This is a genomic window from Streptomyces sp. NPDC001933 (genome assembly GCF_042890955.1).
GTDB lineage: Bacteria > Actinomycetota > Actinomycetes > Streptomycetales > Streptomycetaceae > Streptomyces.
In genome coordinates, this window is the sequence record NZ_JBIASS010000008.1 from 31,817 (window position 1) to 51,313 (window position 19,497).

The 19,497-nt window shown below is 70.4% G+C and carries 21 protein-coding genes and 4 pseudogenes; 13 read left to right on the forward strand and 12 right to left on the reverse strand.

Going from position 1 to position 19,497, the window contains the following annotated elements; genetic code table 11:
* Positions 1-54 precede the first annotated feature (54 nt).
* Complete coding sequence (locus ACFYY7_RS20610) at positions 55-552, reverse strand: nuclear transport factor 2 family protein (protein ID WP_388663289.1); 498 nt, start codon at positions 550-552, stop codon at positions 55-57.
* A 67-nt stretch (positions 553-619) separates the two neighbouring features.
* A complete protein-coding gene (locus tag ACFYY7_RS20615) occupies positions 620-1,480 on the reverse strand; it encodes a universal stress protein (RefSeq protein WP_388663291.1) in 861 nt (286 codons plus the stop codon).
* A gap of 245 nt (positions 1,481-1,725) precedes the next feature.
* On the opposite strand from ACFYY7_RS20615, the gene ACFYY7_RS20620 reads away from it, so the two are divergent.
* Positions 1,726-1,995, forward strand: a complete 270-nt coding sequence (locus ACFYY7_RS20620; protein ID WP_388663293.1) for a hypothetical protein — start codon at positions 1,726-1,728, stop codon at positions 1,993-1,995.
* A 54-nt stretch (positions 1,996-2,049) separates the two neighbouring features.
* Here ACFYY7_RS20620 and ACFYY7_RS20625 read toward each other — a convergent pair.
* Positions 2,050-2,151, reverse strand: a pseudogene (locus ACFYY7_RS20625) (undecaprenyl-diphosphatase); the annotation flags it as partial.
* A 72-nt stretch (positions 2,152-2,223) separates the two neighbouring features.
* Between ACFYY7_RS20625 and ACFYY7_RS20630 the strand changes: the two are divergent.
* From ACFYY7_RS20630 to ACFYY7_RS20640, 3 genes are all read left to right on the forward strand, one after another.
* The gene (locus tag ACFYY7_RS20630; protein WP_388663294.1) at positions 2,224-2,850 is read left to right on the forward strand and encodes a hypothetical protein; all 627 of its coding nucleotides are present in this window, start codon (positions 2,224-2,226) and stop codon (positions 2,848-2,850) included.
* A 91-nt stretch (positions 2,851-2,941) separates the two neighbouring features.
* Positions 2,942-3,223 carry a hypothetical protein gene (locus ACFYY7_RS20635; protein ID WP_388663296.1) on the forward strand — a complete coding sequence of 94 codons (282 nt, stop codon included), beginning with the start codon at positions 2,942-2,944 and terminating at the stop codon, positions 3,221-3,223.
* A gap of 355 nt (positions 3,224-3,578) precedes the next feature.
* Positions 3,579-4,421: an IS5 family transposase gene (locus ACFYY7_RS20640; RefSeq protein ID WP_388663298.1), complete on the forward strand. Its 843-nt coding sequence runs from the start codon at positions 3,579-3,581 to the stop codon at positions 4,419-4,421.
* Between the two features lie 116 nt (positions 4,422-4,537).
* On the opposite strand, the gene ACFYY7_RS20645 is transcribed toward ACFYY7_RS20640, so the two are convergent.
* Complete coding sequence (locus tag ACFYY7_RS20645) at positions 4,538-5,035, reverse strand: winged helix-turn-helix transcriptional regulator (protein WP_388663300.1); 498 nt, start codon at positions 5,033-5,035, stop codon at positions 4,538-4,540.
* Positions 5,036-5,139: 104 nt separating this feature from the next.
* Here ACFYY7_RS20645 and ACFYY7_RS20650 point away from each other — a divergent pair, with 104 nt between their 5' ends.
* Positions 5,140-5,784, forward strand: coding sequence for a dihydrofolate reductase family protein (locus ACFYY7_RS20650; RefSeq protein ID WP_388663302.1), 645 nt, complete (start codon positions 5,140-5,142; stop codon positions 5,782-5,784).
* Between the two features lie 308 nt (positions 5,785-6,092).
* Here ACFYY7_RS20650 and ACFYY7_RS20655 read toward each other — a convergent pair whose 3' ends face one another.
* Complete coding sequence (locus ACFYY7_RS20655; RefSeq protein WP_388663304.1) at positions 6,093-7,163, reverse strand: PP2C family protein-serine/threonine phosphatase; 1,071 nt, start codon at positions 7,161-7,163, stop codon at positions 6,093-6,095.
* A gap of 172 nt (positions 7,164-7,335) precedes the next feature.
* Here ACFYY7_RS20655 and ACFYY7_RS20660 point away from each other — a divergent pair.
* Positions 7,336-7,428 (forward strand): annotated as a pseudogene (locus tag ACFYY7_RS20660) (IS5/IS1182 family transposase); the annotation flags it as partial.
* Here the strand turns inward: ACFYY7_RS20660 and ACFYY7_RS20665 are convergent.
* Positions 7,385-7,581, reverse strand: a pseudogene (locus ACFYY7_RS20665) (short-chain dehydrogenase); the annotation flags it as partial. The pseudogenes ACFYY7_RS20660 and ACFYY7_RS20665 overlap by 44 nt on opposite strands.
* On the opposite strand from ACFYY7_RS20665, the pseudogene ACFYY7_RS20670 reads away from it, so the two are divergent.
* A pseudogene (locus ACFYY7_RS20670) lies at positions 7,535-7,726 on the forward strand (transcriptional regulator); the annotation flags it as partial. The pseudogenes ACFYY7_RS20665 and ACFYY7_RS20670 overlap by 47 nt on opposite strands.
* 352 nt (positions 7,727-8,078) lie before the next feature.
* Here ACFYY7_RS20670 and ACFYY7_RS20675 read toward each other — a convergent pair.
* Together ACFYY7_RS20675 and ACFYY7_RS20680 are read right to left on the reverse strand one after the other, a co-directional pair.
* Complete coding sequence (locus ACFYY7_RS20675) at positions 8,079-8,951, reverse strand: undecaprenyl-diphosphate phosphatase (RefSeq protein WP_376320052.1); 873 nt, start codon at positions 8,949-8,951, stop codon at positions 8,079-8,081.
* A 201-nt stretch (positions 8,952-9,152) separates the two neighbouring features.
* Positions 9,153-9,866, reverse strand: a complete 714-nt coding sequence (locus ACFYY7_RS20680) for a TVP38/TMEM64 family protein (protein WP_388663306.1) — start codon at positions 9,864-9,866, stop codon at positions 9,153-9,155.
* Between the two features lie 417 nt (positions 9,867-10,283).
* Between ACFYY7_RS20680 and tuf the strand changes: the two genes are divergently transcribed.
* The 3 genes from tuf (at position 10,284) to ACFYY7_RS20695 (ending at position 13,258) form a co-directional block, all read left to right on the forward strand.
* A complete protein-coding gene (gene tuf / locus ACFYY7_RS20685; RefSeq protein ID WP_376320057.1) occupies positions 10,284-11,471 on the forward strand; it encodes an elongation factor Tu in 1,188 nt (395 codons plus the stop codon).
* Between the two features lie 73 nt (positions 11,472-11,544).
* Positions 11,545-12,390 (forward strand): patatin-like phospholipase family protein, encoded by an 846-nt coding sequence (locus ACFYY7_RS20690; protein ID WP_388663308.1) that lies wholly within the window; start codon positions 11,545-11,547, stop codon positions 12,388-12,390.
* A gap of 22 nt (positions 12,391-12,412) precedes the next feature.
* Complete coding sequence (locus ACFYY7_RS20695) at positions 12,413-13,258, forward strand: fused MFS/spermidine synthase (RefSeq protein WP_356089670.1); 846 nt, start codon at positions 12,413-12,415, stop codon at positions 13,256-13,258.
* On the opposite strand, the gene ACFYY7_RS20700 is transcribed toward ACFYY7_RS20695, so the two are convergent.
* Together ACFYY7_RS20700 and ACFYY7_RS20705 are read right to left on the reverse strand one after the other, a co-directional pair.
* Positions 13,220-14,521, reverse strand: coding sequence for an MFS transporter (locus ACFYY7_RS20700; protein WP_388663310.1), 1,302 nt, complete (start codon positions 14,519-14,521; stop codon positions 13,220-13,222). The two genes, ACFYY7_RS20695 and ACFYY7_RS20700, sit on opposite strands and share 39 nt — an antisense overlap.
* 62 nt (positions 14,522-14,583) lie before the next feature.
* On the reverse strand, positions 14,584-15,648 hold the full coding sequence (locus ACFYY7_RS20705) for a hypothetical protein (protein WP_388663312.1): 1,065 nt from the start codon (positions 15,646-15,648) through the stop codon (positions 14,584-14,586).
* A 152-nt stretch (positions 15,649-15,800) separates the two neighbouring features.
* On the opposite strand from ACFYY7_RS20705, the gene ACFYY7_RS20710 reads away from it, so the two are divergent.
* The gene (locus tag ACFYY7_RS20710; protein ID WP_388663730.1) at positions 15,801-16,238 is read left to right on the forward strand and encodes a DUF4442 domain-containing protein; all 438 of its coding nucleotides are present in this window, start codon (positions 15,801-15,803) and stop codon (positions 16,236-16,238) included.
* Positions 16,239-16,396: 158 nt separating this feature from the next.
* Entirely contained in the window at positions 16,397-17,050 is a 654-nt protein-coding gene (locus ACFYY7_RS20715) for a DedA family protein (RefSeq protein WP_388663314.1), read from the forward strand.
* A 68-nt stretch (positions 17,051-17,118) separates the two neighbouring features.
* Here the strand turns inward: ACFYY7_RS20715 and ACFYY7_RS20720 are convergent, their stop codons facing one another.
* Entirely contained in the window at positions 17,119-17,649 is a 531-nt protein-coding gene (locus tag ACFYY7_RS20720; protein WP_266735400.1) for a gamma carbonic anhydrase family protein, read from the reverse strand.
* A 182-nt stretch (positions 17,650-17,831) separates the two neighbouring features.
* Here ACFYY7_RS20720 and ACFYY7_RS20725 point away from each other — a divergent pair, with 182 nt between their 5' ends.
* Positions 17,832-18,575, forward strand: coding sequence for an acyltransferase (locus ACFYY7_RS20725; RefSeq protein WP_358945618.1), 744 nt, complete (start codon positions 17,832-17,834; stop codon positions 18,573-18,575).
* 6 nt (positions 18,576-18,581) lie between these two features.
* Here ACFYY7_RS20725 and ACFYY7_RS20730 read toward each other — a convergent pair whose 3' ends face one another.
* A complete protein-coding gene (locus tag ACFYY7_RS20730) occupies positions 18,582-19,448 on the reverse strand; it encodes an EamA family transporter (protein ID WP_388663316.1) in 867 nt (288 codons plus the stop codon).
* Between the last annotated feature and the right edge of the window lie 49 nt (positions 19,449-19,497).

Here is a 19,497-nt window from a genome sequence, read left to right on the forward strand (position 1 = left end):
ACCGCTCCGCAGTTCTTCCCCGGCGCGGGAAGGCGGAAGCAGCGGTGGTGCGGCTCAGCCCGCGGTCGAGGGGCCTGTCGGGCCGCGCCACTTCTCGTGGACGGTCACGGTACGGATCCGCCAGCCGCTGTCCGTACGCGAGAGCGAGAACGCGTACCGCCCGCCGGAGACGAAGTTCGGCGCGGTGGCCCGTACCTCCGCGTCGCCCGAACCCGCCGTGGCGCTCTCCAGCCGCATCGGGTTCACGTAGTCGGCCAGCACCTCGGCACGGTCGCCCGGGTAACCGTCGAGGTCCTGGAACCCGATCCGGCGGTTGACGACCAGGTGCTGACGTACGGGGAAGAGCCGCATCGTCCGCGCCAGCCACTCGGCGACCTCGTGCGCCGGCCCTTCGACACCACCGGCACCGCGGTAGTCGGCGCGGCCGTCCGGGGTGAACAGGGCCCGGTAGTCCGCCCATTCACCGTCGTCCACCGCCACCGCGTAGCCGGTGATCACTGCATCGATGGCCAGCCGGTCCATCACGGTCGCGAGGTCCACGCGCTGTGTCATCGGGTCAGTGTCCGCCCGCCGGCGTGCGAGGCCAAGAGGCGTGCACGCACGACGGGACGGCGCGGTGTCAGCAGGGCACCACGGCAACCGGGCCCAGCGCGTGCGTGAGCGTGGTCTGCGCGACGGGGGAGAGCCCCAGCCCGAGGGACTCGCCGCCCCGGCGCCGCCCGATCACGGTCAGCGCCGCGGTCGCCGAGGCCGTGACCAGGGTGCGTGAGGCGGAGCCGGCCACGGGTTCCCTGACGACTTCGACCTGCGAGTACTTCTCCCGCCAGCCGGCGGTGAGCTCCGCGAGCGTGCGTTCGGCGGAGTCCGCCGCCGCGTCCCGGTCGAAGACGGGGCCGCCGGAGAGCATCGAGGAGAACATCGTCCAGCCGTGCACGATCCGCAGCCGCGTCCCGGGCCGGGAGGCGGCGGTCTCGAAGGCGAACTCGAGAACCGCCTCGCTGCTCTCGTCGGCGGCCACCCCCGCGACGATGTCGGAAAGCGTTCCCTCCACCGCCGTGTCCTCGTCCGAAGGCCCGCTGTGGACCACCACGACGGGGCACGCGGCCATCGACGCGGTGGCCAGGCTGTTGGAGCCGAGCATCAGGGACCGGAAGCCGCCCAGACCGCGTGAGCCGACCACCACCAGCGAGGCGTTCCGGCTGAGCGAAGTGAGGACCGCCGAAGGGTAGTCCAGTGGGGTCAGCGTCGACGGGTGGAGCTCCGGAGCGATCTCGGAGACCCTTCGCACGGACCGGTCGAGCAGCTCCTGGGCCTCGCGCCGCAGCGTTTCCTGCTCGACGCGCCGGTCGGGCGTCCGGGCGTGCACGATCGTCAGGCCGAGCCCCCGCCGTACGGCTTCGTGGGCGGCCCAGTCGAGTGCCTCCTGGCTGTGCGACGAGCCGTCGACCGCGGCGATCACGGGACGGTCGGTGCTGGTCATGGTTGCCTCCAGGTTCCGGCGATGGATGTCCCGGGCCGATGCGCGCGGACAGCGCACGGCGGGGTCTTTCGACCCTATCTGCCTGGAAGATCGGGAACACACCGCCACCCGCGTCAGGCCGTGGCACGTGCTGGCGAGAGAGACGCTGCGGCGTGTGGCGACGAGAGGGAAGCCGTGGCACGGGCCGGCGGGAGCGAAAGAGGCCGGCCCCCGCGATTGTCAGTGACGGGTGCGATCCTGCCCCCATGGACGAGCTGATGCGGCAGCGGCGCGTGTACGGCGCCGACCATGACGATCCCGACCCGGGGCCCCGGCCGGGGCACACCTATCGGGAGTTGGTGGGCGGCCCGCTCGACGGCCTGCTGCTCGACGTGACGGACTGGACGGACCGGGCGCTGCGCGAGGGCGCGGCGCTGAACACGGAGATCGGGCGATTCGGTCCGGGCGGCAGAGCGGAGTACGGGCCACGGGACGGCGACCCCGACCACTGGGACTGGCGGGGCGACACACCCTGACCGCGGAGCGGTTCGGCAGCACCAGAGGTGTCCTCCGAACCGCCACGGGACGGCTCAGGCCGCCGACTCACCCGCGTGCGGGCTCAGCACACCCGCGGCCACCAGCACGTACGGCAGCACGCCGAGCAGCACCCGGTAGATGACGAACGGCATGAAGCGACCCCCAGCGTCGTCCCCGTCATCCGGACGGCCGGGTGCCCGGCTCACCTGTGGCGGTACGCCGCACAGATGGCAGGCGACGGCTTCGGCGCGTTCGTTGCCGCGGGGGCCGACGTCCTCGACATCGACATAGCCGCATCCGGCTTCCTCATCACGGCGGCTGTCGCCGCAGCCCCGCCACTCGGGGTCCGGGCGCACAACCTGACCAGACGCGTGCAGCGCGGCCGCGCCCAGGTATTCCTCGCCGGCGAGGTCAGCGCCGCCGCGCCGACCGGGACCTTCGAGGTCCGGTTCGGCGTGCCGACGGCCGGAGGTGCCGGCTGGTCGCTGCTCTCCCTCCACCTGGGCGCCGACGGCGCACCCACCAAACCGACCTCGGCCGAGATCCTGCACAACGGACACACCGTCCAGGTCAGCAACTCCGGCTCCCTGCGGATCTACCGCGACGACGCCACGGCCGGCACTTCTACCCAGCTGGCCAACACCGCGGCGGGCACCGCCCTCACGGCAAACACCGTCTACACCCTGCGCTGCGTCATCACCGCTAGTCGGATCAGGGTGTCTGTGCCTGAGGCGGGCGTCTCCACGACGGTGACGGGCAAGGTGTACCGGGTGCCGTGGTCGGTATTCGTCGGCCGGAACCACAATGCCAGCGCCTCCGGACTGATCAACATCGTGAGCATCAGCACCCCCTGACCCTGACCCATGCCTATGGCGCCCAACATCTCCTGTTTTAGGATCACTTGGCATCGCGGTCCCATTCGGGCCCTGCGTGAGGAGATCAAATATGTCAATTCCGGAAGGCGCCTACGCCGTTCAGTTCACGATTACGGCCTACGCCGACGCCGAAGGCGTTGAGATCGGCACCACCTTCGAGATCCCGCTCAGCTCGTCCCTGTCCCAGCTGCCGCACGAGGACGCCGCGGCGCAGGCCGCCGCCGAGGCATACATAGCCAGCCTTGCTTCCACTTACTCGTCTGTGCGGGTCTACGCGAACCGCGTCTACCTGTGTCGCCAGCTTGGCGACGCCTGGCCGACAGATGCCACCGAAGGCGTAGCTTCCGCCTGACCACATCCAAAGCGACGCCCCCGTGCACGATCACGGGGGCGTCCTCATGTCTGGAGGCCCGATGACCATTCCTCTGTCCGCCTCAGCGGTCCTCACCGTTCTCGATGTTTTGCTCGATCATTCAGTCAGGGGTGGGAGGGCGCTGGGCCTTGCCGCGCTTCTGCTCGGTCGCCCACTGCTCGGCCGCTGCGATTGCCGCGTCCACGGTGTGCAGGCACATGGCGTGCCGGGCCCGGGGAGCGCATGCCTAGTAGAAGCCGCGCAGACAGGCGCGGTGGCGGCACCCCGGCAGCAAGGCAGGCACAGGTCTTGGCGATCACGGATTTGCGACGCTCTGTGATCACCGGGGAGATCTGTGCCTGTGCTGCGATCATGGCTGACCGAACCGCCCCGGAGCCTATTCGCCGCCCTACTGCCTGAGCGATTGACGTACGCGCCGATCCATCCGCTGGAATGCCACCGCCCACGCATCAGCGACCGAATCGTCTTCGACAAGATGCTGCAGCTCCTGCGCTTCGGCTGCTCGCACCAGGCGATCGCCGACACGACCTGCTCAATCACTACGATCCGCAACCGTCGCGACGAGTGGATACGACTGGGCGTGATCGCCCGGCTCAAGCAGATCGCGCTGGAGTCCTACGACCGGATCTTCGGCCCCGTCCTCGATCAGATCGCCGTGGACGGCTCCATCACCAAGGCCCCCGGAGGCGGCGAGGCGGCCGGTCGCTCACCGGTCGACCGCGGAGAACAGGGCCTCAAACGCTCGGGCATGACGGACGGGTACGGGATTCCCCTGGGCCGTGTCCTGGCCGGTGCCAACCGCCACGAATCCCGGTTGCTCGCCCCGACCCTGGACCGTCTGGACGACCTGGGGCCGTTGCCCGACGACATCACCGTGCACCTGGACGCCGGCTACGACTCGGACAAGACCCGCGCTCTGCTCAACGAACGCGGCCTGCACGGACGCATCGCGCACAAGGGGGAGAAGGCGCCCATCCAGGCCAGTCAGCGTTGGCATGTCGAACGCATCCACGCCTGGCAGAACGCTTTCCACCGGCTCGCCCGCTGCTACGAGCGTCGCACCACCGTCATCGACGCATTCTTCGACCTCGCCGACACGATCATCACCGTCCGTAACCTGATCCGGCAGGCATGGACCACCTACCGCTGGGAGGAACGCCCCCGACGCCGACCATGACCTGCCGCCTGTCCGCGCGGACTCTGAAGACCATCGTCAGGCCGCCCGCGCGGAAAGACGGGTATCGGCGGAGGACCAGTACTCCAAGCGATCTCGATGCCGGCCGGAGGGGTGTGTCAGTGCGCCTCCGTGAGTGCCTGCTCGTAGGCTGCCTGAAGGAGTTCGGAGGCCCGGGGGCGGTCGGGGTTCGGGCGGGAAATACCCAGGTGCACCTCGCGGAGTTCGTCCATGAGGTCCTCCCAGAGATGCGGGCCGCCGTCCTCCAGGAGGCGAGCGCGGACGCTGAGTTCGGGTGTGGTCGGGCGGTGCCGCATTCCCCAGGAGCCGAGCGCGACCATGATGGGGACTGTCTGGATGCCCGCTTCTGTGAGGCTGTAGGTCGCTCGACGTCCTCGCTCGGCCTGTTCCTGCGTGAGGAGGCCGCCGGCGACGAGGGCCTTGAGACGGCTGCTGAGGATGTTCGACGCGATCCCCTCCTCGGAGTGGCTGAGCAGCTCGCGGAAGTGTCGGCGCCCGCCGAACATCACGTCGCGCAGGACGATGAGGCTCCACTGGTCCCCGAGTGCCTCGACCGCCGCGTTGACCGCGCATCCGGACCGCGGTTTGTCTCGCATGCCCACCTCCAGTGATTGCATTCTGCCACCACCGAGTCTAGGCTCGCCCACGGCTAGTGATTGCAGTTCGCAATCACATCGCTTCGAGGGCAGGGGTCCGTGCAATGTCCCGCGTGAGGGTCCACAACTTCTCCGTCTCCATCGACGGATTCGCCACTGGTGAAGGGCAGAGTATCGACGCCCCGTTCGGCCACGCCGGCACGCGGCTCCATGAGTGGTTCTTCCCGACCAGGACCTTCCAGCAGATGCTGGGCAAGCCGGACGGGAGCACTGGGGTCGATGGCGCCATCGCCGGCACCTGGGATGTCGGCATCGGAGCGGAGATCATGGGCCGCAACAAGTTCGGCCCCCAGCGCGGGCCATGGGAGAACGACGACTGGAACGGCTGGTGGGGGCCCAACCCGCCCTTCCACACCCCGGTTTTCGTCCTGACCCACCACCCCCGCCCCTCGGTGGAGATGGAGGGCGGCACCACATTCCACTTCATCGACGCCACGCCGCAGGAGGCACTGAGTCAGGCGCGCGAGGCCGCAGGCGACCTGGACGTGAGGATCGGTGGCGGGCCGACCACGATCCGCGAGTTCCTCGTCGAAGACCTCATCGATCATCTGCACATCGCCGTCGTCCCGATCGTTCTGGGCCGTGGCGAGCGCCTGTGGGACGGACTCGAAGGACTCGAGAAGCGCTTCCAGGCCGAGTCCGTGACAACCCCCAGCGGCGTCACGCACATGACCTTCACCCGGCCGTAACGACCGCCCGCGCAGGCGGCAATCGGCCTCGGTCTCCCACCCCGCACGCTCCGAAGGCCGACCGGACGGACATCACTGCAACCGGCCAGGGCGCGCCGCTGATCCTGATCGGCAGCGCCTTCAACGACCGCGCGACCGTGGCCGGGCTCGCCGACATGATGGCATCGCAGGCACAGGATCTCCGGTGGTCACAGAGCGTCGCAACTCCATGATCACGGAACCTGTACTTGCCCCGTCTGCCAACGGGCCCCGCCCGTGCCTATCGGCGTGGCCTCTTGGCCGCGCGGGTTTTGAGTGAGACGAGACCTTCACTGACCCCGTCTGTACGACGGTGTGCCGGCCGCCGCACGGACGGCGATTGCCGCGATGTCGTCGTCGAGACGGTCGTGGCTGAAGCGGACCAGGTCGCTGTGCAACTGTCCGAGCAGCCGGGACGGGGAGCCCGCGTCCCACTGTCCCGCATGCTGCACCAGCGGGAAGAACGCGCCGGTGTGGTCGCGGGTCTCTGTGACGCCGTCGGTGTAGAGCAGCAGCTGGTCCTCGGCGACGAAGGGGAAGGTGTCGGTGCAGTAGTCCTCCCCGACCAGCGCACCCATGTTGATGGGTGGTGAGGGAGCGGTGGGGGTGACCTCGCGGACCGTTCCCGCGCTGAGCAGCAGCGGAGGGGGGTGTCCCAAGTTGACGATGCCGACGGCCGATCCGTCGTCGGGGATCTCGACGAGCACGGCCGTGGCGAAGTACTCCATCTGGTCGCCGGGCAGCAGTACGGTGTAGCGGCTCGTGCTGACGTCCAGTCGGCGTGCCAGTCGTGCCAGGTCCGGCTCGTCGTACGCGGCTTCTCGGAAGCAGCCGAGGATCGCTGAGGCCATGCCGACCGCAGGGAGGCCCTTGCCGCGCACGTCTCCGATGATCATGCGGACGCCGTGGACTGTCTCCAATGCCTCGTAGAAGTCGCCGCCTACGCGGGCCTGGGCCGCGGTGGCAAGGTAGAGAGCCTCGATGTCCAGCCGGCCGAGGTGGTGCGGCATGGGGCGCAGCAGGACTTTCTGGGTCGTCTCGGCGACGGAACGGACGTCGGCGAGGGTCTGCTCCCGCTGCTGGCGCACATGGCTGGCGAAGGCGGCCGCGACTGTGGCGCCCGCGATCACCGCGAGGGTGAACAGATGTGTGCGCTCCACACTCACGCCACCGATGGTCACGGCGATCACTACGTCGACGGCCGCGGCGAGCACACCTATGGCCACCGTTCCGACCACTGGCCACACCGAGGCAGCGAAAACGGGGGCGAGAGAGAGAAAGCGACTGAAGTGGAGGTTGCTCGGACTGACATAGGCAACCACAGTGATGATGGCGATCAGTGCCAGGGGCACCAGACGCATCACCCGCTCCCCGAGGCTGCTGCCGGCAAAACGCCGAAATCGACCCGAAAAGTTCACAAGGTCAGCTTATAGGGCAATTGTGGCGCACCGGCCGGACACGGAGCCGGCAGCCCGCCAGGCCCAGGACAACCGGGAACGGCTCGGACACCGAAGGTGGGTCATCAAGTGCGCCATCAGCGCTTTCTTCGATCTCGCCGACACGATCGTCACCGACCGTAGCCCGATCCGCCGAGCCTGGACCACCCACCGCTGGGGCCGCCGTCCGGCAGCAGGGTCAAGCGGAGGGCGCCCTCGGCGGTCTCGGCCGCGTTGCCACCGGCAGCGGCGGCCCGGGGGGGGCGAGATCGGTGGCCCGTAGGCCGGGGGCGAGTGTGTTGGGGGCCGCCTTGGGCGACCGGGAGGCGGCGCCGCCGCCGGTGCCGACGGCGATGGGCGCCGATCGCCGCACACCGGGTCTGCGCCGTGAAGAGGTGGCGGAGCTCGCCCGCATGTCGGTCGACTACTGCACGCGGATGGAGCAGGCATGGGGGCCGCGAGCATCGGCCCGGATCCTGAACGAGTTGGGGACCGAGGTCGACGCGCTCAAGGTCCGGTGGTGGCCGCTCGGCATGGCTGGTGCGATGGCCGGCGTCGTGGGCGGCGCGACGGGGGTGATCGCCCTGTTCCGGTGACCTGCCCTTCGCGACTGAGTGCTCGCCCGCACAGCACCGGCTGTGCGGGCCGTCCTTATTGCTCTCCGACTTTGCGATAGCACATGGCCATGCTGCCGGCCTCTTCGGCTCCTGCGTGGGAGGAAATCGGCTCCTGCGTGGGGGAAAGCGGGAGAAGGCTGGGAGGCGAGTGGAAGACGATCATGACGCGCGGATGCACGGGAATGTCGGAAAGCGCTGGATCGGAATAGAAGTGGAGAGTTGATCACCCGGCGGACTCGCCCGCGTGCGGGCTCAGGACCCCCGCGCCGACCAGGGCGAATAGCAAAATGCCCAGAATGATCCGGTAGATGACGAACGGCATGAAGCTCTTGGTCGTGATGAACTTCATGAACCAGGCGATGACCGCGTACCCCACACCGAACGCGATGACGGTCGCGAAGATGGTCGGCCCCCACGACACGTGCCCCTCGCCCGCGTCCTTCAGTTCGAACACGCCCGAGGCAAGTACCGCCGGGATCGCGAGCAGGAAGGAGTACCGGGCCGCGGCCTCACGGGTGTAGCCCATCAGTAGACCGCCGCTGATGGTCGCTCCGGAACGGGAGACACCCGGGATCAGCGCCATCGCCTGGCAGAAGCCGAAGATCAGGCCGTCCTTCACGCCGAGCTCCCTGAGCGTCTTGCGCTCCTTGGCGGCCCGGTGCTTCCCGCCCACCTCGTCGCGGGCGGCGAGACGGTCGGCGATGCCGAGGACGATGCCCATCACGATCAGCGTGGTGGCGATCAGCCGCAGATCACGGAACGGGCCCTCGATCTGGTCCTTGAACGTCACCCCGAGCACGCCGATGGGGATGGAGCCCACGATGACCAGCCAGCCCATCTGGGCATCGTGGTCGCCGCGCATCGACCGGTCGGTCAGCGAACGGAGCCAGGCCGAGACGATCCGGACGATGTCCTTGCGGAAGTAGATGAGGACTGCCGCCTCCGTGCCGATCTGGGTGATGGCGGTGAACGCCGCACCCGGGTCGTGCCAGCCGGCGAAAGCTGCGGTGAGCCGCAGATGTGCGCTGGAGGAGATCGGCAGGAACTCGGTCAGTCCCTGAACGAGGCCCAGGACGAACGATTCGAACCAGCTCATGGGGCTTTGGCCATCCCGGAGTGATCGTGCATCGGCAGACGGCGGTGAGGGCCGTCGGCAGTGTGCGCATTGCGGTCGAATGAGGACGGGGCCATGACGGGCCCCGGAGATCTTCGGTCGGTCGCGGGCAGGGTACCGCCCTCAGATGAACAGCGTTACGCGTCCCCCGGCCTCCCTCCGACAGCCTCCGGGCGCCCCGGTTCACTCGGCGGCCAGCCGGTGGCGCTTGCGCCAGGCGACGACGGCCGCGCCGAGCCCCGTCAGCACGATGAAACCCATCGCGGCCAGGAACGCCGGCGATGTCGGTGACGTGGCCTCGCTGCCCGCGACGACATACGCCGCGGTGTTCGGGATCGAGCCGAGCCCGGTGGCGACCAGGAACGGCGGATACCCCATGCGCGACACCGCCGCGCAGTAGTTGGCCGCTGCGAACGGCACGCCCGGGAACAGCCGCAGCGCCAGCATCGAGCGGAACCCGTGCCTGCTCAGCTGGCCGTCCGCCGCCTTCAGCCACCGCCCGCGCAGCAGCGTACGGAGCGCGTCCTGCCCCAGCACCCTGCCCAGCCCGAACGAGATGCCCGCGCCGAGCACCGTCCCCGCCAGTGCGGCGGCCAGCCCCGCCTGCGTACCGAAGAGAGCGCCCGAGGCGAGATTGAGCAGCGGCCGGGGAACGAAGGCCACGGTGCACACGCCGTACCCGACACCGAAGAGGACCACCGCCACGGCGCCGCCGCTGAGCTGGGCGGGCCAGCCGGTGGCGAGCAGCCGCTGGGGTTCGAGGAGGAGCATCGTCGCCGCGGCGCCCAGCAGCACGGCCACGAGCAGCGAGAACCGGGACCAGGGCGAGAGCAGCGCCCTCGTGCAGCGCACGGCGAGGCCGGGGGCGGGCCGGGCTGCGGGGACGGGGTCGAGCATGCCGGGAGAGTAACCGACACCGGTGGTGATCGCCGTAACGCACACGGCAGGGGCCGGTCCGCCGATCCCGCGCCCGTCGTCCGCCCTGCAGCCGGCGCGGGCCGAACTTCCTTTGCCGACGCTGCGGTGTACGCCGGAAAACCATTCGACGCCGCCGGGCCCGTCGGACATGATCGGACCCATGTTCCGGTACGCCTTCCTCGCAGCGCCGTCCGCAGTCGCGGACGCGCCGAAGGCTGCCGTGAGCCCCTTCATCGCAGCGGCACTTGTCGCAGCGGCAGCGTTCACCGCTGCTGCCGCGCCCATCGGCGGCGCCCGAAGCTGACCCTCCCCCGACAGTCCGGCGGACCCCGCAAGGGGAGGGTCGGCGGGGCCCTGGGGTCTTCTCTCTCAGCTTCGAACACCAAGGAATGAGCCATGCCCAAGACGGCATACGTGCGCACCAAGCCGCACCTCAACATCGGCACCATGGGCCACGTCGACCACGGCAAGACCACCCTGACCGCCGCCATCACCAAGGTCCTCAGCGACCGGGGGACCGGCACGTTCGTCCCGTTCGACCGGATCGACCGGGCGCCGGAGGAGACGCAGCGCGGCATCACCATCAACATCGCGCACGTCGAGTACGAGACCGACACCCGCCACTACGCGCACGTCGACATGCCGGGGCACGCCGACTACATCAAGAACATGGTCACCGGCGCCGCCCAGCTCGACGGGGCGATCCTGGTCGTCTCCGCGCTCGACGGGATCATGCCGCAGACCGCAGAGCACGTGCTGCTCGCGCGTCAGGTGGGTGTGGACCACATCGTGGTCGCCCTCAACAAGGCGGACGCCGTCGACGACGGCGAGGACACAGTGCTGACCGACCTGGTCGAGCTGGAGGTCCGTGAGCTGCTCTCCGCGCACGGCTACGGCGGGGACTCCGTTCCCGTCGTACGGGTGTCGGGGCTGAAGGCCCTGGAGGGCGACCCGCGCTGGACCGCGGCCGTCGAGGCGCTGCTGGACGCGGTCGACACGTACGTGCCGATGCCGGTCAGGTACACCGACGCGCCGTTCCTGCTGTCGGTGGAGAACGTCCTGACCATCACCGGCCGGGGCACCGTCGTCACCGGAGCCGTGGAGCGCGGCACGGTCCGTACCGGCGACCGGGTCTCGGTGCTCGGACCGGACCCGGACATCGAGACGGTCGTCACCGGGCTGGAGACCTTCGGGAAGCCGATGGAGTCCGCGGAGGCCGGCGACAACGTGGCGCTGCTGCTGCGCGGGGTGGAGCGCGACCGGGTGCGACGCGGCCATGTGGTCGCGGCGCCGGGCAGTGTGACGCCGAGCCGGCGCTTCACCGCGCAGGTGTACGTCCTGTCGGCGAAGGAGGGCGGCCGGACCACCCCGGTCACCACCGGGTACCGGCCGCAGTTCTACATCCGCACCGCGGACGTCGTCGGCGACGTCGACCTCGGTGCGGTGGCGGTGGCGCGCCCCGGTGACACGGTCGACCTGACCGTCGAGCTGGGACGTGACGTCCCGCTGGAGAGCGGACTCGGCTTCGCGATCCGGGAGGGCGGCCGCACGGTCGGCGCCGGGACCGTCACCGGGCTGCTCTGAACCGCCACGCGCCAAGGGCCCGCTTCCCGTGCCCCACGGGAGGCGGGCCCGTGCCGTGCGCGAGACTGACGGCATGACAGACACAGCATTGGTGCTCGGTGCCGGTGGAGTCACCGGCAGTGCGTGGGAGACCGGGATCCTGCACGGGCTCGCGAAGGCGGGCGTGGACCTCTCCGCTACGGATCTGATCATCGGCAGCTCAGCGGGAGCGATGGTCGGCGCGCAGCTGGCCTCCGGACTGCTCGGTCTTCCCGAACTCTACGAACTCCAGCTCGCCGATCCGCAGGACATGACGGGCGGCAGGCTCGGCCCGCTCATGCTGCTGCGGTACGCGGGGGCCGTACTCTCCGCTCGGACCCCCGAGGCGTACGGCCGGAAGCTGGGCAGGATCGCGCGGGACGCCCGGCCCGGCATCACCGAGGAGCAACGGCGAGAGGCGATCGCGAGCCGTCTCCTGTCGCCGGAGTGGCCGGGGCGTCCTCTGCTCGTCACCGCCGTCGACGCCATGACCGGTGAACTCCACACGTTCGACAGGGACGGTGGGGTATCCCTCGTCGACGCCGTCACCGCGAGCTGCGCGGTCCCCGGCGTCTGGCCCGTCACCCGTATCCAGGGGCGGACCTGGATCGACGGCGGGGTGCACTCCACGGCCAACGCCCAGCTCGCCGCCGGATACGGACGCGTCGTCGTCATCGCGCCCTCGGCGGGCGGCAACAAGGCCATCGCCTCACCGCGCTCACAGGCGGCCGCACTCGCCGCGGACGGTGCCCGGGTCGAGGTCGTCACCCCGGACGCGGCCGCGAAGAAGGCATTCGGCCGCAACCCCCTCGACCCGAGCTGCCGGGCAGCGGCGGCCCGCGCCGGGCTCGAACAGTCGGCCGCACACACCGAAGCCGTCGCCACGGTGCTGAGCAGCTGATCCGGCACCCCACAATGGGGGAGTGAACGACTCGATACCCGTCATCCGGGACGTGGACCAGGGCACCGCCAGACTCCTCCCCGACGTGGACCGGGACCGGGCCTGGCTGCTCACCGTCGACGGCGCGCCCCAGTCCTACGTCGACCTCGACGCGCCGGAGCACCTCGAGTTCGAGTACGCCCGACGGCTCGCCCATGTCGTCGACTGCGCGGCCGGGCCGGGCGCACCGCTGGACGTACTCCACCTCGGCGGCGGTGCGCTCACCCTGCCCCGCTACACCGCCGCGACCAGACCCGGCTCCCGCCAGGACGTCGCCGAGGCCGATCTCGGGCTCCTCGAACTGGTCGCAGAGCAGCTTCCGCTCCCCGGCCACAGCGGGATCACCGTGCACGGCACGGACGCCCGGGGCCTGCTGGAGCGGACCGCGCCCGCTTCCCTCGACATCCTGATCGCGGATGTCTTCGGCGGCTCGCGGGTGCCCGCCCACCTCACCTCCGTCGAGTACGCACGCGCTGCCCGCCGTACGCTGCGGGACCGCGGGATCTACGCGGCGAACCTCGCGGACGGCGCGCCCTTCGGCTTCCTCCGCTCCCAACTGGCCACCTTCGCAGCGGTCTTCGAGGAACTCGCGCTCATCGCCGAACCCGCGGTGCTGCGCGGCCGGCGCTTCGGCAACGTCATCCTGGTCGCCTCGCCGAGCCCCATCGACACCGCTGCGCTGACCCGTCGCTGTGCCGGCGACGCCTTCCCCGCCAGGGTCGAGTACGGTGCCGCGCTGGACCGGCTGGCCGGTGGCGCCCGGCCGGTCGGCGACGGTGAGGCGGTCGCCTCACCCGAGCCGCCCGACGGAGCCTTCAGCATCGGCTGAGACCGGCCCCCGGTCCTTCCCCGCCGCGACCTCGGTGATCTCCGGGGCCCGGGTCAGCCGACGTACCTCCGGAACGAACAGCACGGCCCCGGTGACCAGCACGATCAGCGCCGCGCACCCCCACAGGGCCTCGCTCCGCCCGACCAGCGACTCCACCGGGCCGGCGAGTGCGGTGGCGACCGGCATCATCGCCACCGAGCCGAACCAGTCGTACGCCGAGACGCGCGAGAGCTTCTCCTCCGGGATCTCCTGGTGCATGGCCGTCATCCACGAGACCCCGAACACCTCGATGGCGACGCCGCTGACGAACATCACCGCGCAGAGCGCGCCCACCGGCAACGGCACCGCGAGGCCCGCCGACGGCAGCGCCAACGGGAAGACGCAGAGCGTTCCGGCCAGCAGCAGTCGCCGGGGCTTCCAGCGCGTCATCAGCAGCGCCCCGCCCAAGGTGCCGGCCCCGAACGCGGCGAGGGCGAAGCCCCAGGGGCGGGCGCCACCGAGTTCGTCCCGGGCGACCAGCGGACCGTACACCGACTCGGCCGCACCCACGGCGGCGACCACCACCGAGAACTGGGCCACGATGCTCCACAGCCAGGGGCGGCCGATGAACTCCTGCCAGCCGTCCCGCATGTCGGCGAGCAGGCCGCCGCCCGGCGTGCGAGGGGGAATGTGACCGACGTCCAGGAACGCGCGCAGCGCACCCGCCACCGCGAAGGCCGCGGCGTCGACGGCCAGCACCCAGCCGGGATCCATCGCCGCGATCATGGCACCGCCGAGTGCCGCGCCGCCGATCGTCGCGCCCTGCGTGGCCATCCGGAACAGCGCGAAGGCACGGCTCGCCTGCTCACGGCTGACGCTGGACATCAGCATGCCCTCGGCCGCCGGGTTGAAGAACGCCTGCCCGGTGCCGCACAACGCGGTGAGCAGCATCATCTGCCACAGCTTCGGATCACCGGCCAGGACCAGCCAGGCGAACGCGGCCTGCGAGAGGCAGTTGAGGGTGTTGGCCGCGACCATCACCCGGTGGCGCGGCAGCCGGTCCGCGATCGCCCCGCCGATCAGCAGGAAGAGCACCAGGGGCGCGGTCCTGGCGGCGGCCACCAGACCGACGTCGCCGCCGTCACCGCCCGCCTTCAGAACGGCGAAGGCCGCCGCGATCAGCGCGCCATGGGTACCCAGGCCCGTGATGATCGCGGCGGCGGTCAGCAGACGGTAGTTGCGGTCGGGGTGCGGCGGACGGGATGCGGTGGCGGCGACAGTCACCAGGGGACTATCGCTGCCCCGCCCCCGCCGTGCCAACTGCTTTCCCGGGGGAGGGAACGGGGTCAGGGGGCGGGGGTGACGTCCACCAGCCGCACGGTGCTCAGGATCTTGTCGATCGTCGTGTCGGGGAGTTCGTCCTTGACGGAGTCGGCTCCGTACAGGACCCAGGACGCGAACTCACCCTTCTTGTTCTTGAAGGTGAAGGCGATGGCCTTGCCGTCGCTGTCGCACTTCTCCTTCTTCGTGACGTTCGGGGCGGTGGCGCTGACGACCTGGCCGGTGAGACCCGACTTGGTGGTGTACTGCTTGGCCTCGGTGAACTTGATGGTGCTCTGCGGCATGTGCTGCGCGTAGGCGGCCCACGCCCAGGTGCCGGCCTCGCTGTGGGCGTTCTTGGCGGCGTCGGTGGCGCCCTGGGCGCCCCTGGTGCCGGCGCTCGCGAGGCTCATGTCCTCCTCGACGCCGTCCTTGTCGGTGTCGTCCACGCACCACTGCTTCTGGTAGTACGACGGCGCGGAGAAGCCGATGAGGGGCGAGCCGTCACCCTTCTTCTCGTCCTCGAAGTACGAGAACACGCCGGGCTTCCCGACCTCCCAGTCGCCGGGCACGTCGAACTGGGTGCCCCACTTGGGGTTGGTGACGACCTTCCACCCGGGGATGAGGGGCTTGGGGTCCCCGTCCTCGCCGCGCGGGTTCACCTCGCCGGACGCGGAACCGGACGGCTTGGCGGGCGCCGAGGACTGCTTGTCGTCGGCGACGTCCTTGCCCTTGTCGTCCTTGTTCATCACGACGACACCGGTCACCACGGCGGCCACGACCACGGCGGTGGCGGCGACGATCGCGATGGCGGTGGTCTTCTTCTTGTTGTTGTCGCCGGGCTGCGGAGCACCGGGCGGGCCGGGCACCGCATACTGCGGCACGGTCGGCTGCTGGTACGGGTTCGGCTGCGCGTAGCCGGGCTGCTGGCCCTGCTGCGGATACCCCGGCTGCTGCCCCGGCTGTCCCTGCTGCTGATATCCCGGCTGCTGATAGGGATTCGGCTGCTGGTACCCCGGCTGCTGGTACGGGTTCTGATTCTGGTCCTGCGGGTTTTGCTCGCCCCCGGGCGGCTGCTGTCCTGGCCACATGGCGAGTAACGATAGAGGGGCGGTGGCCGGTCTGCTACGCCCGCCCCCGTGTGCGGACGGTGAAGGAAGCGATCAGGGAGGTCCACCGGAGGTTCCGGGGATGGCCAAAAAGTTCTACTCGTGAGTAACATCTGGCCATGAGTGCTGAACAGATGACCGTCGGCGAGATGCTCGTCGCAACGGTTCCGATGGCCCGGACCCTCAACCTCGAATTCCTGGAGACGACCGCCGAGCGCGCGGTGGTCCGCCTGCCGGACCAGGCCGAGTACCACAACCACATCGGCGGACCGCACGCCGGAGCGATGTTCACGCTGGCGGAATCGGCGAGCGGGGCGATCGTCATCGCCGCCTTCGGCGACCAGATGTCGCGCGCCGTGCCGCTCGCGGTGAAGGCGGAGATCGGCTACAAGAAGCTGGCCAAGGGAGTCGTCACCGCGACGGCGACCCTCGGCCGCCCGGTGGCCGAGGTCATCGCCGAACTCGACGAGGGCAAGCGGCCGGAGTTCCCCGTGACCATCGAGATCCAGCGCGCGGACGGCGCGGTGACCGGTGAGATGACGGTCGTCTGGACGCTGCGCCCCAACGTCTGATTCCGGCCGGCTTCGCGAAGAGCCGCCACGCGCCCCGGGGGAGGGCGCGTGGCGGCTTTTCGAGCTGTCCGGTCAACTGGCGGGACAGGTAGGCTTCCCGCCGTGCGCCGAGGAGTTGCCCGGCGGGCAACAGGCATCAGTTACGGGAGGAACCGGCGTTGCACATCCAGGAATGGCTGGAGACCATCCCCGCGGTCAGCGTCTACGCACTGGTGGCCGCGGTCATCGGGCTGGAGAGCCTCGGCATCCCGCTGCCGGGCGAGATCGTCCTGATCAGTGCGGCGCTCCTGGCCGCCGGGCACGACGGAATCAACCCGTGGATGGTCGGCGCCTGTGCCTCGGCCGGCGCGATCATCGGTGACTCGATCGGATACGCCATCGGCCACAAGGGCGGACGCCCGCTGCTGGCCAAGATGGGCGGGAAGTTCCCCAAGCACTTCGGCGAGAGCCAGATCGCGATGGCGGAGCGGTCGTTCGAGAAGTGGGGTATGTGGGCGGTGTTCTTCGGCCGCTTCGTGGCGCTGCTGAGGATCTTCGCGGGTCCGCTGGCGGGCGTACTGCACATGCCGTACTGGAAGTTCCTGATCGCCAACGTGCTCGGTGGCATCGTCTGGGCGGGCGGCACCACAGCCGTCATCTACTCGGTGGGAGTCGTCGCCGAGGCCTGGCTCAAGCGGTTCTCCTACCTCGGCCTCGTGGTCGCGCTGCTGATCGGCATCGCCTCGATGCTGATCGTGAAGAACCGGGCCAAGAAGGCGGCGGCGTCGGCCGCCCCGGCGCCCGAGTCGGCGACGGTCGTGGCCACCGACTGACCGTACGGCGCCGCCACGGACCGGGCGGTGCGATTCACGCACCGCCCGTCGCGTACCGCCCGCCGGGCTCAGCCCTCGTGGGCCTGGCGGTGCGCCTTGGCCAGCTCCACGTAGCCGACCGCGTTGAACCTGATGCCTTCGAGTTCCTCCTCGGTCAGCGGCCGCTTCACCTTGGCGGGGACCCCGGCGACCAGCGAACCCGGCGGCACCCGCATTCCCTGCGGGACCAGGGCCTGTGCCGCGATCAGCGAACCCGCGCCGATGTGCGCGCCGTTGAGCACGGTGGCGCCCATGCCGACCAGGACATCGTCCTCGATGGTGCAGCCGTGGAGCACGGCGTTGTGCCCGACCGAGACGCGCTCGCCGACCGTGACCGGGAAACCGGGGTCACCGTGGACGCTGCAGTTGTCCTGGATGTTGCTGTCGGCGCCGATGACGATCGGTCCGCAGTCGGCGCGCAGTACGGCGTGGTACCAGACGCTGGAGCCCGCGGCCATCGTGATCTCACCGATGACGACCGACGTCGGTGCCGTGAAGGCATCCACGTCGATGTCCGGCTCCTTGCCGCCCATTCCCGTGATCAACGCCTGTTGTGCCATCGCCCGTTCCTCCGTGCTCAGGTGTCGCGCGGCCGAGGCTGTCCGGTCCCGGCAGCCGGCCACGGCTGTTCGATCGCGCCTGGAGGAACGGTAGGCGACGGCCGGTCGACCGCGACCGAGTGGGGTGAACATCACAGGTCGCCGCGGTGATCGACTCGGGCGCCGCCGACTACCGTGAGCGAGTGCCGAAGAACAGGAACACGTTCTCATCCCTTGCCGCCTGGCGGCGACGCACCCTGTCCCGGGCCGTCCACCGCGGCTGGCGATGGGTACAGGAGACGGGCGCGGTCACCGCGGACCGGCCGGGTGCGCTGCGCTTCCGCCGGATCGGCGAGGGCACCCGGCTGGCCTTCCCGCAGGGCACTGTCTTCGGTGAGCCGTGGATCGAGCTCGGCTCGCACTGCGTGATCGGCGAACAGGTCACCCTGACGGCCGGGCTCATGCCCGACCTCGATCTCGGCCCCGACCCGATCCTGACCCTGGGCGACGGGGTGGTGCTCGGCCGGGGCAGCCATGTGGTCGCCGACACCACGGTGACCATCGGCCCGGACACGTACTGCGGGCCGTACGTCTACATCACGTCGACGAACCACAGCTATGACGATCCGCACGAGCCGGTCGGCCGGCAGTGGCCCCGCATGGAGCCGGTCGCCATCGGGCCGGGCTGCTGGATCGGCACCGGAGCGGTGATCCTCCCGGGGGCCACGCTCGGGCGCAATGTGGTGGTCGCCGCGGGTGCGGTGGTACGGGGCGAGGTGCCCGACCATGCGGTGGTGGCCGGCGCCCCCGCCCGTGTCGTGCGCAGCTGGGATCCCGAGAAGGGCTGGCAGCCGCCGCTGCGCACCCCCGCGCCGGTGCCGATCCCGACGGGCGTCACGCCCGAGCAGCTGCTGGCCCTGGCGGAACCAGGCGAAACCTCCGACTGACGGGCCTCAACCGGTCGCGAGCAGCACCGTGCCCACCAGGGCGAGACCGGCCCCGGCGGCCTGCACCCCGCGCAGCCGCTCCTTCAGTACGCCCCGCGCCGCCAGGGCGGTGACCACCGGATAGAGCGAGGCGAGCACGGCGGCCACCGTGACCGGCCCGTGCCGCGCGGCGATCGAGTACGTGCCGTTGGCCGCGACGTCCGCCAGCCCGACGAGCGCCAGGGCCGGCAGTGCGGCGAGCACTGCGGCGGCCCCGCCCTCCTCGGGCAGCGCCCGTGAGCCCCGGCGCACCGACGCGTACAGCGCCGCACCGCCCACCGCGACATTGGTGAGGCGCTGGACGAAGAGCGCCAGAAACAGCCCGGTCACCGTCGAGGACGCTTCCGCGATCAGCGACATCACCGCACCGAAACCGAACGCGGCGAGCAGCGTCAGCAGCACCGCCCGGCGCTGCACCGGAGCCCCGCGCAGCTGCGGGCCGCCCGCCAGGACGACGCCCACCACGGCGATGCCGACCCCCGCGAACTGCGGCAGCCCCGGCCGTTCCCCGGCCAGCAGCCCGACACTCACCGGCACGGCGACGCCCAGCGATCCGAGCGGGGAGACGACCCCCATCGGGCCGAGCGCCAGGGCCTGGTAGAAGCTCAGCATCGCGACCGGCCCGACGACACCCGCCGCGACGGCGAACCACAGCTGCGGGCCCGCCTCGCTCCAGCCGCCGGTCGCGACCACGACGACGCCCAGCACCACGGCCGCGACGGCCTGGGAGACGACGACCACGGTGAGTGCGGGGACGCGCCGGGTGAGCAGCCCGCCGCCGAAGTCGGCCAGCCCCCAGAGCAGGCTGGTGGCCAGCGCGAACAGTGCTGTCATTGCAGGCCTCGCAGTACAGTGCGGTGAACGGTGGAGTGCACCACACCGT